The organism is Paraniabella hibiscisoli (assembly GCF_022512515.1).
In the GTDB taxonomy this organism is placed as follows: Bacteria; Bacteroidota; Bacteroidia; order Chitinophagales; family Chitinophagaceae; genus Niabella; species Niabella hibiscisoli.
The window spans coordinates 3,089,086-3,101,233 of the sequence record NZ_JAKWBK010000001.1; the positions used below are offsets into that span (position 1 = coordinate 3,089,086).

The 12,148-nt window shown below is 41.7% G+C and carries 14 protein-coding genes; all 14 read left to right on the plus strand.

Annotated features, from left to right (window positions below; translation table 11 throughout):
• Positions 1 to 177: 177 nt before the first annotated feature.
• The 14 genes from MKP07_RS19315 (at position 178) to MKP07_RS19380 (ending at position 12,094) form a co-directional block, all read left to right on the plus strand.
• Positions 178 to 1,161, plus strand: a complete 984-nt coding sequence (locus MKP07_RS19315; protein ID WP_240848630.1) for a hypothetical protein — start codon at positions 178 to 180, stop codon at positions 1,159 to 1,161.
• A 21-nt stretch (positions 1,162 to 1,182) separates the two neighbouring features.
• The gene (locus MKP07_RS19320; RefSeq protein WP_240848631.1) at positions 1,183 to 2,172 is read left to right on the plus strand and encodes a tail fiber protein; all 990 of its coding nucleotides are present in this window, start codon (positions 1,183 to 1,185) and stop codon (positions 2,170 to 2,172) included.
• A gap of 30 nt (positions 2,173 to 2,202) precedes the next feature.
• On the plus strand, positions 2,203 to 2,661 hold the full coding sequence (locus MKP07_RS19325; protein ID WP_240848632.1) for a hypothetical protein: 459 nt from the start codon (positions 2,203 to 2,205) through the stop codon (positions 2,659 to 2,661).
• Positions 2,662 to 2,684: 23 nt separating this feature from the next.
• Positions 2,685 to 3,212: a hypothetical protein gene (locus MKP07_RS19330; RefSeq protein ID WP_240848633.1), complete on the plus strand. Its 528-nt coding sequence runs from the start codon at positions 2,685 to 2,687 to the stop codon at positions 3,210 to 3,212.
• Between the two features lie 10 nt (positions 3,213 to 3,222).
• Complete coding sequence (locus MKP07_RS19335; RefSeq protein WP_240848634.1) at positions 3,223 to 4,167, plus strand: hypothetical protein; 945 nt, start codon at positions 3,223 to 3,225, stop codon at positions 4,165 to 4,167.
• A 17-nt stretch (positions 4,168 to 4,184) separates the two neighbouring features.
• Complete coding sequence (locus MKP07_RS19340) at positions 4,185 to 5,075, plus strand: hypothetical protein (protein WP_240848635.1); 891 nt, start codon at positions 4,185 to 4,187, stop codon at positions 5,073 to 5,075.
• 34 nt (positions 5,076 to 5,109) lie between these two features.
• Positions 5,110 to 6,048: a hypothetical protein gene (locus MKP07_RS19345; RefSeq protein ID WP_240848636.1), complete on the plus strand. Its 939-nt coding sequence runs from the start codon at positions 5,110 to 5,112 to the stop codon at positions 6,046 to 6,048.
• 33 nt (positions 6,049 to 6,081) lie between these two features.
• Entirely contained in the window at positions 6,082 to 6,510 is a 429-nt protein-coding gene (locus tag MKP07_RS19350; RefSeq protein WP_240848637.1) for a prepilin-type N-terminal cleavage/methylation domain-containing protein, read from the plus strand.
• 42 nt (positions 6,511 to 6,552) lie between these two features.
• Positions 6,553 to 7,089, plus strand: a complete 537-nt coding sequence (locus MKP07_RS19355) for a prepilin peptidase (protein ID WP_394803584.1) — start codon at positions 6,553 to 6,555, stop codon at positions 7,087 to 7,089.
• 50 nt (positions 7,090 to 7,139) lie between these two features.
• Complete coding sequence (locus tag MKP07_RS19360) at positions 7,140 to 8,453, plus strand: GspE/PulE family protein (protein ID WP_240848639.1); 1,314 nt, start codon at positions 7,140 to 7,142, stop codon at positions 8,451 to 8,453.
• 387 nt (positions 8,454 to 8,840) lie between these two features.
• On the plus strand, positions 8,841 to 9,383 hold the full coding sequence (locus MKP07_RS19365; RefSeq protein ID WP_240848640.1) for an OmpH family outer membrane protein: 543 nt from the start codon (positions 8,841 to 8,843) through the stop codon (positions 9,381 to 9,383).
• Positions 9,364 to 9,963 carry a hypothetical protein gene (locus MKP07_RS19370; protein ID WP_240848641.1) on the plus strand — a complete coding sequence of 200 codons (600 nt, stop codon included), beginning with the start codon at positions 9,364 to 9,366 and terminating at the stop codon, positions 9,961 to 9,963. The genes MKP07_RS19365 and MKP07_RS19370 overlap by 20 nt, the downstream gene beginning before the upstream one ends.
• A 72-nt stretch (positions 9,964 to 10,035) precedes the next feature.
• A complete protein-coding gene (locus MKP07_RS19375) occupies positions 10,036 to 10,641 on the plus strand; it encodes a hypothetical protein (protein WP_240848642.1) in 606 nt (201 codons plus the stop codon).
• Between the two features lie 61 nt (positions 10,642 to 10,702).
• Positions 10,703 to 12,094: a hypothetical protein gene (locus tag MKP07_RS19380; protein ID WP_240848643.1), complete on the plus strand. Its 1,392-nt coding sequence runs from the start codon at positions 10,703 to 10,705 to the stop codon at positions 12,092 to 12,094.
• The last annotated feature ends 54 nt before the right edge of the window (positions 12,095 to 12,148 follow it).

Sequence of the window (12,148 nt, forward strand, 5' to 3'; positions counted from 1 at the left end):
TAGTACAAAAAATAACTTATGAGAGAAATGTTTTTAGATGACGCTAAGCAAATCACAACGGGTATAACAGGAATATATTTTCTGGACTTCTGGCTGTAGCCGGAATATAGCTATATAATGTACTGGTTAAGGTGTTTGACCAATTAAATACTACCGTCATCATAAAAATTAACTGTTATGAATAACAAAATCAAAACGCTGTTAGTCCTTCTTATCGTGCCAGTCTTTTTAAGGGCCCAAACCCATACCGATCAAAATGGCTGGAAGACATCGGTGACTGATCCCCTTAGCGGTCAGCCAACATCGGCTAGGCGTTTCGAAGTAGCAACATTAGGTTACAATTCTCATCATTGGCAAATGGGTGGTTTGATTTTTGTTGAATTATTTAACCAATACTTTGCCACGGGTTATATGAAATATGTAGTGGAAAATGGGTATGGTCAGGGAGCCGGAGGTGGCGCTCCAGTTCTGCGTCTTTTAGAAACCTATGGTACGCAACGGGATGCCCGGGTTGTTCTTGGGGTCGCAGATAGCGTTACTGCTTTTAATGGCGTATTTCAAATAATGAAACTCCCGATATATGTAGATGTGGGCAACTATGGGAGTTATAAAGTGAAAATTACCTATCTCCAGGATAAAGTAGATGCCCTCACTGGTCAGAATCAATTAAAATTTAATGTAGCTCCGGCTGGAGATGTTGTTGGAGCTTTTACTGGTCCGGCAGCTCCTGATAATAACATCGCGGGATCAGGCAATTTAATGATATCTGGCTTAGGGGCGCATTATATCGAAAATGGCAATGTAGGTATTGGTACTAAAAATCCTACAGAACGGCTTTCTGTGAAGGGTAAGATCCGTGCGCAGGAAATTAAAGTTGAGGCCGCGAATACTGGCAACTGGCCCGACTATGTATTTACAAAAGAGTATCAACTCCCCAGTCTGGCTGATGTAGAAAAGCATATTAAAGAGAAAGGGCATTTACCCGAAGTGCCATCGGCTAAAGAGGTAGAGAAGGAAGGAATAGCTTTAGGTGCTAACCAGGCTTTATTGTTGAAAAAGATTGAGGAGCTGACCCTGTATATCCTGGAATTGAATAAAACAGTTTCGGGTCTTAAGGAGAAGGTATTGGAGCTTGAAAGCGTTCCAAAACAACAAAAGTAAATCGCACACAAATTAACTGTTATGAATAACAAAATCAAAACGCTGTTACTGGCTTTTATCGTACCAGTCTTTTTAAAGGCCCAAACCCATACTGATCAAAATGGTTGGAAGACTTCTGTTTCTAACCCTATATCAGCCAGTGCTGAACAGGCCATGCGATATGAGATCGCGACAATCGGCTATAATTCGGCGCATTGGCAGCCCGGAGGACTTATTTTCATTGAATTGTTTCACTATTCTTATGCAACGGGTTACTCTAAATATGTGCTGGAAAACGGCTATGGCCAGGGAGCTTTAAATGGTACGCCTGTTTTACGGCTGGTTGAAAACTACGGGGCTGTAGCCAATGCAAGGGTATTGCTGGGAACACCGGTTGATCTCGCAACCAGCTACATAGGACAGGTAAACAGGAAGTTGCCTGTTTATGTAGATGTAAGAAGTTACAGTACTTACAAGGTAAAGATTACGTATTTACAAGAGCGGGTAGATATTGTGGATAACCAAAATCAGCTGGGTTTTAATATTGCGCCAACCGGTACGCCGATCTCCGATTTTACCGTCTCAGGGTTGCCGGACAATGACATAGCGGGCTCAGGAAATTTAAAAATAACCGGCCCTGGCCATCATTTTATCAAAAATGGTAATGTAGGAATAGGCACCAGAAATCCGACAGACAAACTTTCGGTTAAGGGCAAAATACGCGCGCAGGAAATTAAGGTAGAAGCTGACAATGGCGCTAACTGGCCTGACTATGTTTTCAAAAAAGATTATAAGCTACCCAGCCTGGCTGATGTAGAAAAGCATATTCTCGAAAAAGGACATTTGCCCGAAGTTCCTTCAGCTGAAGAAGTTGAAAAGGAAGGTATTGCTTTGGGGGCTAACCAGGCCTTGCTTCTCAAAAAAATAGAAGAGCTAACCTTATACCTTATTGAGAAAGATAAGCAATTGAAAACACAGCAACTCGTTAATGAGGAGCTCGAAAAAGATTACAATACCTGGAAAAGATGCTAAAATTACCTTATAAATTATAACTGAACACGAATGAAAAAAATAACAGTCCTTGCATTTTTTGTATTAAATGTTTTTACGCTTTTGGGGCAGGAGTTCTCTTCTCCTACCCGTACAGAAATCAAGCATGATGCAAGTGAGCAAGCTTCGAAATCAGGTTTCTTTCAAACGGCACATCCTGCCAATTTTCCCACAGGGGCCAATGGATGGTGGCATTTATTGGATGTAAGGCATGATAACCCGCAAAATAACTATGCGATGCAATTTTCGGGTAGTTTTTTTGACCAGGAGCTATATTTCCGTAAAATAAACAATAATGCAACAGAACCCTGGCAAAAAGTATTAATGGCTAACGCCAACGGAAACCTGGGTGTTGGTGTCGTAATGCCAACTTCTAAACTTACAGTTAACGGGGAGAGAACAACAGGGCGATCGAAATTGTTGGAGGGAACTATTATGGGAGCGGCGCCAGTTATAGTTTCCCCGCTTTAAGCTTCTATTCTACCATAAACGCTGTGAGATCTGCCGTCCCTACTTCAGAGATACGATTTGTGGACCGGCCGGGAACTTTTGGTTATCCTGAAAATGTAAGGGCATCAGATATTGAGTTTTATACAGTTAAAAGTTGGGATGGAAATGTATATACACATGTTCCAAGCCTTACAATGACTATCAAATCTAACCAGGACGGAGGCTATGTTGGTATTGGAACGGCTGTTCCAAAAGAAAAGCTATCTGTAAATGGTAAAATCCGGGCACACGAAATAAAAGTGGAGCAAAACAACTGGCCAGACTATGTATTCAAACCAGCATATCAGCTAATGCCAATCAGTAAGCTGGAAGAATATATAAAGATACACAGCCATTTACCCGGTATACCCTCGGCGCATCAAGTGAAGGAAAATGGTATCGCGTTGGGAGAAAATCAGGCTGCTTTATTGAAAAAGATCGAAGAACAGGCTTTGTATATTATACAACAGGAGAAAAAGATGACTTCACTTGAGAAGCGCATAGAAAAATTGGAGAAGCTAATTAACAATTAAACAATACCGTATGAAGACCCTTTTATTTTTTACATTTTTATTGATTAAGTCCTTTTCAGGTTTTGCTCAAAGCAATGACAAATATGAAACATCGGTTACTTTTCCTGGCACTTACCAGGTAGGTGATTATGTGGAATTTGTACAGACATCGCCCATAGATGCAGGGGCTTCGGGGTATTATGAAGTGTCTATAAGCTACACCAGGAGTGGTATTGCGGCGGCGGCTACTTATATAGCTTCAGTTTCTCACGCTAACTATAATAAATGGAGAGAAGCGGGTATGGTTAACTCCAATGGTTATGTTGTTGCAGAGCAGAGAAGCTTTACCATAGACTGCAACGGGTCTTCCAGCCGGTTTCGCATAAGAGCTATTGCTACCTATGGTTATTATAACACGGAAGGTATAACCGTAAATATTAAAGTCCGTTCCATTAATTTTAATACTGGCTGGACTGCATTAAATAATGCGGGTAATGATATTTCGGTAACCCAGCTACACCCGATGACCAATGAATGGAGCTTATATACGGGCAATTTGGGCCTTGAAACATCGGCTCATATTGCGTTCCACGCAAAGAGCAATGGTAATGTTGGAATAGGCACCAGGAATCCAATGGAAAAACTATCTGTGAATGGCAAGATCCGCGCAAAAGAAATTAAAGTAGAAACAGCTGAAAATACCTGGCCAGACTATGTATTTATAAAAGAATATAAGCTGCCTACTCTTGCTGATGTCGAGAAGCATATCAAAGAAAAAGGGCATCTACCTGAAGTGCCTTCAGCTTCGGAAGTGAGTGAGCATGAGCATGGGCTGGAGCTGGGAAATAACCAGGCTTTGTTATTGAAGAAGATTGAAGAGCTGACTTTGTATATGATTGACATGAAGAAAACGGTAGATGTGTTGATTAAAGAGAATAAAGAGCAGGCCAGGCAAATAGAGCAATTGAAAAAATAAAAATCCAAAAAATGTTTATGAGAAAGCTAATTATGATAACAGCATGTTTGCTGGCTGTACTCTATGTAATGGGCCAGTCTTCCGGCTCAATTACAGTGGGTGGTGACCTCGATAAATTTTACCCTGTCACTTTTAATGATGGAGGATGGGATAATCATGTGCCTACCAAATTGATAATCGGGAGGTCGAATGTGCATGAAAATGAAACATGGAGAGGTAGTTTAATGGCAGAGTTTTCGTTTCACACTTATTCCGTAGGACACACGTCTAATTTTATAGACGTGATGATTAAGAATGATGTGTTTTCATGGACTGAAAACACCATGAAAAAATTCATAGCCGGATGGGTTGATCCCACAGACGGGCCCAGCCCAAGAGTTATTATTATTTGGCTAAGAGGAGGAGGCATTACTTATCATTATTCTTCGAATTTTACTGTAGGTCCGGTTATTTACGACGGCATTCAAAATGCCTTGCCGCTTACCGGCCATGGTTTAGGTACTTATAATTATAAAACCCAGGCAGACCGTTATGTGAATTCTCTGGGATATACCTGGGGTACTATTCATAACTTCTTAGGTAATGTGGGAATAGATGTGGCAGCCCCCACGGAGAAGCTCGAAGTGAATGGAAAGATACGCGCTAAGGAAATAAAGGTAGAAGCTAACAATGGCACTAATTGGCCCGACTATGTATTTACAAAAGAATATCAACTCCCCAGTCTGGCTGATGTAGAAAAGCATATCAAGGAGAAGGGGCATTTGCCCGAAGTGCCTTCCGCCGCGGACGTGACTAAGAATGGACTGGAATTAGGAAATAACCAGGCTTTGTTATTGAAGAAAATTGAGGAATTAACATTGCACCTCATTCAAATGGAAAAAGAAACAACGAGCAGGATAAAGAAATAGAACGTTTGAAAATAAAACTACAATCTAAATAAGTATGAAGAAGCAAATTGTAGCAGCCTTTTTATTGCTTGGTGTTATTGTGTGCCAGGCGCAGACCAGCATTTACGAGAGCAATGGTAACGTGGGGATCGGAACAAGTACCCCGTTGGCGAAACTAGATGTTTTGGGTGGGATAGATATGGCACCTTCTTACCCTATCCGATTGGTTAGAGGCGATGGAAATCATGGTCTTCGGTATAAGGCTCAGTATGACGCAACAACTACATTAGATGGTCCTTTTTTATTTGGTTTTTATGGCGGAAGTCTTGGCATAAAACAAGGAGAAATTGAACAACACTTTATCAACTGGAATTCGGTTGGTAATGTGGGCATTGGTACCGTTAATCCCGAAAATGCCGAAGGCTGGCATAAAGTGCTTGAGGTTAAGTCTGCAAACAATGCTAAGTCACTTGTTTCGAGTGAAAATGTCATCTCTGGTTTATGGTCACATGAATGGGGTTTCTACGGTGCTCCTGCCGGAGGTATTTCGGGTACTTATACCAATCATCCTTTTAGCTTTATGACCAACAAAATAAGCCGTATGACGATCACTAATGATGGTCGTGTAGGGATCGGAACCAGCGCTCCGCCATCGAATTACAAATTGGCTGTAGCCGGTAATATAATTGCGGAGCAGGTAAGGGTTCAACTTCAATCGTCCGGCTGGCCCGATTATGTTTTTAAACCAGGTTATAAGCTGATGCCGATTAAGGATATAGAAACTTTTATTGAGCAAAAAGGCCACCTCCCCGAAGTGCCATCGGCAGAACAGGTAGGTAGGGAAGGCGTGGAGCTGGGTAGTAACCAGGCTTTGCTACTCAAAAAGATTGAGGAAATGACCCTGCATCTCATTAGTATTCATAAACGGGTAGAAAGTCTGGAAGAGGAAAATCTGTTGTTAAAAAAACGCCTCGAAAAGTCTGCAGTACAATAAACAACCGTATTTTTGTTAAGTAACCTACAAGTATTGCGCACAAGATCAATTATAAAAACAAAATTCAAAACCAGGCTGGCCGGGTTTACACTAACCGAGGTATTGGTGGTGCTGATCATTATCGGTATACTGGTTTTGCTGGCCTTACCCAGTTTAATGCCGCTCATTTCCAAAGCCAAAAGCACGGAGGCTAAGCTGCAACTGCAGCACGTATATACATTGGAACGTTCGTACTTTTTTGAGAACTCCACCTATACCAACGAGTTGCCGTCTATTTCTTTCGAGCAGCAGTTATTGACTACCCAGGGCGGACAGGCAAATTATAAGATCGAGATCATTGAGGCTTCTCCCAAAGGATTCAGGGCCAGGGCTACCGCAGTAACTGATTTCGACGGAGACGGTGTTTTCAATCAATGGGAAATAGACCAGAACAAAAAACTAACCGAAACGGTACCGGACTAATCTGGAAAAGAACCGGGTTGTCCCTGCGGAAGGAACGTCCTGGTGAGCTTGACGAACCATAACTGTAATATTTTTGCGTTAATACAGCCCTTTCTTACTTTGATAACTGTAATAATCTCTATAATCTTATTGGCCATTGCTTATACCGATTTTAAAGAACGGTCTGTTCCGGTATATCTATTAGTTGCATTATTGGGTATTTGCATAATGGATACTGCTTTGCAAATAGATGTAACCACTGCTTTGTGGCAACTGGCTGTTAACACGGGCTTGATCCTACTGTTGTTAAGTACTTTGTTGGTCTACTACCGGTTCAAACAAGGCAGTTTTAAAGAAGTGATCAATCAAAAGCTGGGTATGGGAGATGTGGTATTCTGGATCGCCATTACACCTTTATTTTCTCTGTTTAATTTCATACTGTTTTTTATTGCATCTCTGCTGATTGTGCTAATAATTATGTTGATCCGGGTAGCTTATAAGAAGCCTGTAACGCTGATTCCCCTCGCTGGCTACCAGGCACTGGTGTTGGTGGCAATCATTCTTTCGAACCTGCTTTTTTCAATCATCCTTTTTCCATAGATTTACTTTCGTTTTACTCAAACCCGTAAATAGCTTAGCGCAATAACCTCATGAATATAGAAGCTACTCATCATAAACTGATCACCGCTGAACTGGCCTGGCGTTATCGTATAGCTTACCTGAAGCAGCAAAACGGAATCATTTACCTGCATGCAGCTTCGAATACCGACCCCGCTCAGTTAAAACAATACCAGGAAGAGCTGTCTTTGATAACAGGCCATCCCATAGCATTCGACCTGGTAGAAGAGGACTTGTTATTGCAAATAATGGAGCAGCAATATGCCAGGCGGGATAGTGCAGATGAGCGCTTACAGCACAACTATTATGAAGGCAATCCCGATCATTTTTTAGATGACCTGATTGCCGAAGCCAAGTTTTTAAAGAGCAGTGATATTCATATCGAAACTTATGAAACGGATTGCCGGGTGCGGATAAGGGTAGATGGTTTACTGGTGCTGCGCTACCTCATCGAGAAGAAGCTGTATCCTTCGCTGATCAATAAAATAAAGATCGCCGCCAACCTCGACATTGCCGAGAAAAGATTACCACAGGATGGGCGCATTTTCTTCAATAAGGGAGCTGATAAATTTGATATTCGTGTTTCCATTGTTCCCGCCTTGTATGGAGAAAAAGTGGTGCTCAGGTTATTAAGTAATGATGCAACGGATATTAAACTGGAGAACCTCGGCTTTTCAGAAAACGACCTGTATAATTACCTGGAAGGCTTGAAAAAGCCTTATGGTATTATACTCATCAGTGGTCCTACCGGCTCTGGTAAAACCACCACCTTGTATGCCACTTTAAAGCGGCTGAACCTCTCTACCAAAAATATTCTCACCATTGAAGATCCCATTGAGTATACCTTACAGGGTATTAACCAGGTACAGGTACGCGATAATATCGGGTTGACTTTTGCCAAGGCCTTAAGAACCTTTTTAAGGCAGGATCCGGATATTATTATGTTGGGTGAGATACGCGATGCGGAAACCGCTAATATGGCCATACGCGCGGCTTTAACGGGCCATTTGGTATTATCCACCATACATACCAATTCGGCCTGGGGCACTATTTCCCGCTTAACGGATATGGGCATTCCGTCCTTCCTTATCGCCAGTACATTGAACACTTCGGTAGCACAGCGCCTGGTGCGGTTACTATGTCCGGATTGTAAGAAACAGGTGCCTTTTGATAGCTCCCTGTTTCCGCGTAAATACACACCACCAGAAGTAGTGGAAATGCATTATATACCGGTTGGTTGTTCTCACTGTTACAACACCGGTTATCGCAAACGCAAAGCCATTTATGAAGTACTGCCGATAGACGAAGACCTGGCGGATGAAGTAAAAAAGGAAGCTCTAAAGTAGATGAGCTGCTAAAGGAAAAGGACATTCAAACCCTTGCCGGCAATGCGTTCCGGCTATTTAAAACCGGGCAGACTTCGATAGAAGAAGTGTATTCGATGTTGTTGGGGTAAATTTTGTCAAAAAATATTTTGTGAATAATATACAAACCTTAATTTTGTTAAGCGAAGAATAACCTGAATGAAATGAACTATGATAAAGACTAATTGCGTTGAACGGCTAACTATCAAAAGTGATTTTCAAATAATATTTAAGGATAGGAATAGTGAGATAAAATGCTGAACGGACCTCTGAGTTTACTATTTTGTCATTGAGAAAATAAAATTGACTGATTTTACACGCTAAAGATATTTCCGCTATGTGCGGAGTGTCAAAATTTTAAACATGCTTATGAAATGGCTGACTAAGAAGATGGTTATTGGCGTACTCGCCGTGGTTATTTTGATAATGGTTGGGTGGCTGTGTTTTCGCAGCTCTAAAATCGCCTATATCGATTCAGCAAAGTTAATGACGGGGTATAACGCCATGGTAAATGCCCGTAAGGAATACGATAGTAAGGGTAAAACCTGGCAGGCTAATATTGACTCTTTGACGAAAGATGTGCAGGGAGCTATCACCACTTATGAAAAAACAATGGCCTTAGGCACTGATAAAGAAAAACAATTGGCGAAAGACCTTATTAATACCAAACAGAGACAGTTACAGGATTACCAGGCGGCCATTCGTAAAAATGCGGGCGAAGAAGAACAACGTTTAACCCAGAATGTATTAACCACGGTGAATAGCTTTTTACAGCGATATGGCAAAAAGCATGGTTATAAAATGATACTGGTGGCAGCTAACGGAAATATTGCTTACGCAGATGCCGACCTGGATATTACAGATAAAGTAGTAGAGGAGTTAAACAAGGAGTATGCGGTACCTGCAAAATAGTATCGGAATATTGATTGTTGCTGCATTTCTTTTGTTATACAGTTGCGGTATTACTAAAAAAGGAAGTCTCAGTAAAGAGGAATTGCTGGAATATGTCAATGATCCTGATAATGGCTTAACGAAAGAGCAGGAGGCGAATGGTGTAAAAGTAAAACTATCTTTTTACCCTTCTTCTTTGCTGGTAGCCCAGGAGCAAGCGGATACTATACCCATCGAAAAGTTAAAGGCCAGGTATGGAGGGCATTATTATTTTAAGGCCAGGTTTAGTAAGGATGGCAAGGAAGCCATAAGGCAATTGGGTGACTTTGGTAAGTATAGCGAAATGGTGCAGGTGCTGGCTTTTCGTATGAACGATTATGTAAATCTTACTACCAGTAGTAAAGATACTTTGTCGATGGCAGATTATTTTTTCGATCAAACCTACGGAATGAGCGATGGTAATAACCTCATGTTAGTATTCAGCAAGGATCAAATAAAAAATGCAAATATGTTCGATATCAATATAGCGGAGTGTGGTTTTGGAACAGGGGCATTAAAATTTTCTTTAAAAAGGAAGACTTGGAACAGCTGCCTGAGTTGAGGGATAATTAATAACCGATTAAAGACCGATAAGGCTAACATAACTAACCGTTTTACTATGTTAAAAAAAACAATGCTGCGTAAGGTAATGGCATTAACCATGCTGTTGATTTTAGCTACCAATACCTTTATGCCTGGAGTGGCTTATGCACTTACAGCCGGCCCTACCTCACCTGAAACAACCAGTTTCGAGCCGGTAGATACCACGGATATGGTGAATTTGAATACAGGATCATTTACCTATAATTTGCCATTATTAGAAGTACCAGGACCAGAAGGCGGGTATCCGTTATCATTATCTTATCATGCAGGTATACAGCCAGACCTGGATGCTAGTTGGGTAGGCTTAGGCTGGACACTAAACCCTGGTGCTATCAACCGGAATGTAAATGGGACGCCGGATGACTGGAATGGTGTAGATGCAACAACCCGAGAGTATTGGAGTGGCGGACAACGGCAGATTTTTACTGTTGGGGCAAGCGTCGGCATTGCCAATACGCCGGCTACGGTTAGGGCAGGGTTAACTATAGGCACAGATACCTACCAGGGTTTTGGGATTGGCGGATATGCGGGAGTGGGATATAGTTTTGGTAGTATGAGCATATCGGCAACAATGGGAGTGTCTCCTGGGGGATCCTTATGCGAGTTTAGGCATCGGTGGCGGTGCAACTATCGATAATGGTATTTCAGGATCTGTTGGTTTAAATATATCCACCAATTTTGAGTCGGTCAATGTAGGGATGGGTGGCGGCATTGGCTGGTCGGCAGGTGCGCGTAATACACCCGGGGCCAATAAACAAAACCTGGGAGGTTCTCTTCTTGGGGCTTCCATAGAAACAGGTAGCGGGAAGCCTTCTTTTTCGGTTGGAGGCTATGAGGCCAGCATCGCCAACAGCAATAGCGGTAAAATAAGTAGCGAAAGTTCAGGCGGAACATTTGATATACCGGTATGGTATGGTGTAAATGTAACATTGGGATATCAGAAAACCAGATACTGGTCTGATGAAAAATCAACTTCAAAAACTTATGGGAGCTATATAAACCGGGTAATGCCAGCATCTGATTATTTAAATTTTAATGATGCCTATGATAATTACTCTTCCCTTGATGAAGGTGTAAATATGTATACCAATATAGAATCAAGGGAATTAAATAGTGCCAGCTATGTTGATTATGACCAATACACGGTTGTCAGCCAGGGGCTTTCCGGCTCTATCAGGCCTTATGCATTTCAGCATCATTTAATCAATCAGGCTAGGGTTTTGAAAAATGCCGGCGGCTTTCAATGGCAACTGTATTCTAACAGGAATAATGCGAATAACCACCAACCTGTTTTCAGGTTTGAAAATGACTTTTCAAATACCTATAGACAAAATTACGGAGCTCAAATACAGGACTTAAACAATCTTCCCGATCCCTATAGCCAGGTACCGGCATCATTTGACGGAACTCCTACATATGGAGATAATGACGGTAGCTATGGTTTTGGCGGAGGTAATAAACTTGCAGGATCTCAATCTATCCAGGTGGGTGCATTTATTAAGCCAAGCAGGGTGGATACTCCATCGACAAGGCCACTGTTAGGTGAAAGACCCGGCACAATCCCGGGATTTAGTATTACCAATAATTCGGGAGTTACCTATCATTATGCTTTACCTGCCTATGCGAATGAAGAAGAGTCTTTCCAGGCATGGACACGTGATAGGGATCATAATTTTAACAGGTTGACGCGTCCCAAAGCTTATGCTTACACCTGGTATTTAACGTCTATAACTGGGCCCGACTTTGTAGATCGAAATGGCAACCAGGTGGCTGATCCCAATGACTGGGGCTACTTTGTCAATTTTGAATACGGATTATGGAATGAAAATTTTATGTGGCGTAATCCTGCAGAAGGGTTTCGTCAGGATGAGGATCCTACTTTTTCAGGAGTGTCGATGGGACAAAAAGAAATTTATTATCTAAACGCCATTAAAACCCGCACCCACACTGCTTTATTTGAAAAGGAAGAAAGAATAGATGGCAAAGGAGTAAGCCCCTTGGCTAAAGAAAAAGATGGGGAGATGATCTTAGAACTTATTTATTCCCCAATGGCCTGTTTGATGAGAATTCTCAGACAACAATGCGGTTAAACCGGATCTATTTATTGAAAAATGAAGATATTGGCATCGTTAATTACAGCAGTA

Excerpts from the sequence above, each read along its gene's own strand:
- MKP07_RS19315 (WP_240848630.1), top strand. The coding sequence starts at position 178 with ATGAATAACAAAATCAAAACGCTGTTAGTCCTTCTTATCGTGCCAGTC.
- MKP07_RS19320 (WP_240848631.1), top strand. The coding sequence starts at position 1,183 with ATGAATAACAAAATCAAAACGCTGTTACTGGCTTTTATCGTACCAGTC.
- MKP07_RS19325 (WP_240848632.1), top strand. The coding sequence starts at position 2,203 with ATGAAAAAAATAACAGTCCTTGCATTTTTTGTATTAAATGTTTTTACG.
- MKP07_RS19335 (WP_240848634.1), top strand. The coding sequence starts at position 3,223 with ATGAAGACCCTTTTATTTTTTACATTTTTATTGATTAAGTCCTTTTCA.
- MKP07_RS19340 (WP_240848635.1), top strand. The coding sequence starts at position 4,185 with ATGAGAAAGCTAATTATGATAACAGCATGTTTGCTGGCTGTACTCTAT.
- MKP07_RS19345 (WP_240848636.1), top strand. The coding sequence starts at position 5,110 with ATGAAGAAGCAAATTGTAGCAGCCTTTTTATTGCTTGGTGTTATTGTG.
- MKP07_RS19360 (WP_240848639.1), top strand. The coding sequence starts at position 7,140 with ATGAATATAGAAGCTACTCATCATAAACTGATCACCGCTGAACTGGCC.
- MKP07_RS19365 (WP_240848640.1), top strand. The coding sequence starts at position 8,841 with ATGAAATGGCTGACTAAGAAGATGGTTATTGGCGTACTCGCCGTGGTT.
- MKP07_RS19370 (WP_240848641.1), top strand. The coding sequence starts at position 9,364 with ATGCGGTACCTGCAAAATAGTATCGGAATATTGATTGTTGCTGCATTT.
- MKP07_RS19375 (WP_240848642.1), top strand. The coding sequence starts at position 10,036 with ATGCTGCGTAAGGTAATGGCATTAACCATGCTGTTGATTTTAGCTACC.
- MKP07_RS19380 (WP_240848643.1), top strand. The coding sequence starts at position 10,703 with ATGGGTGGCGGCATTGGCTGGTCGGCAGGTGCGCGTAATACACCCGGG.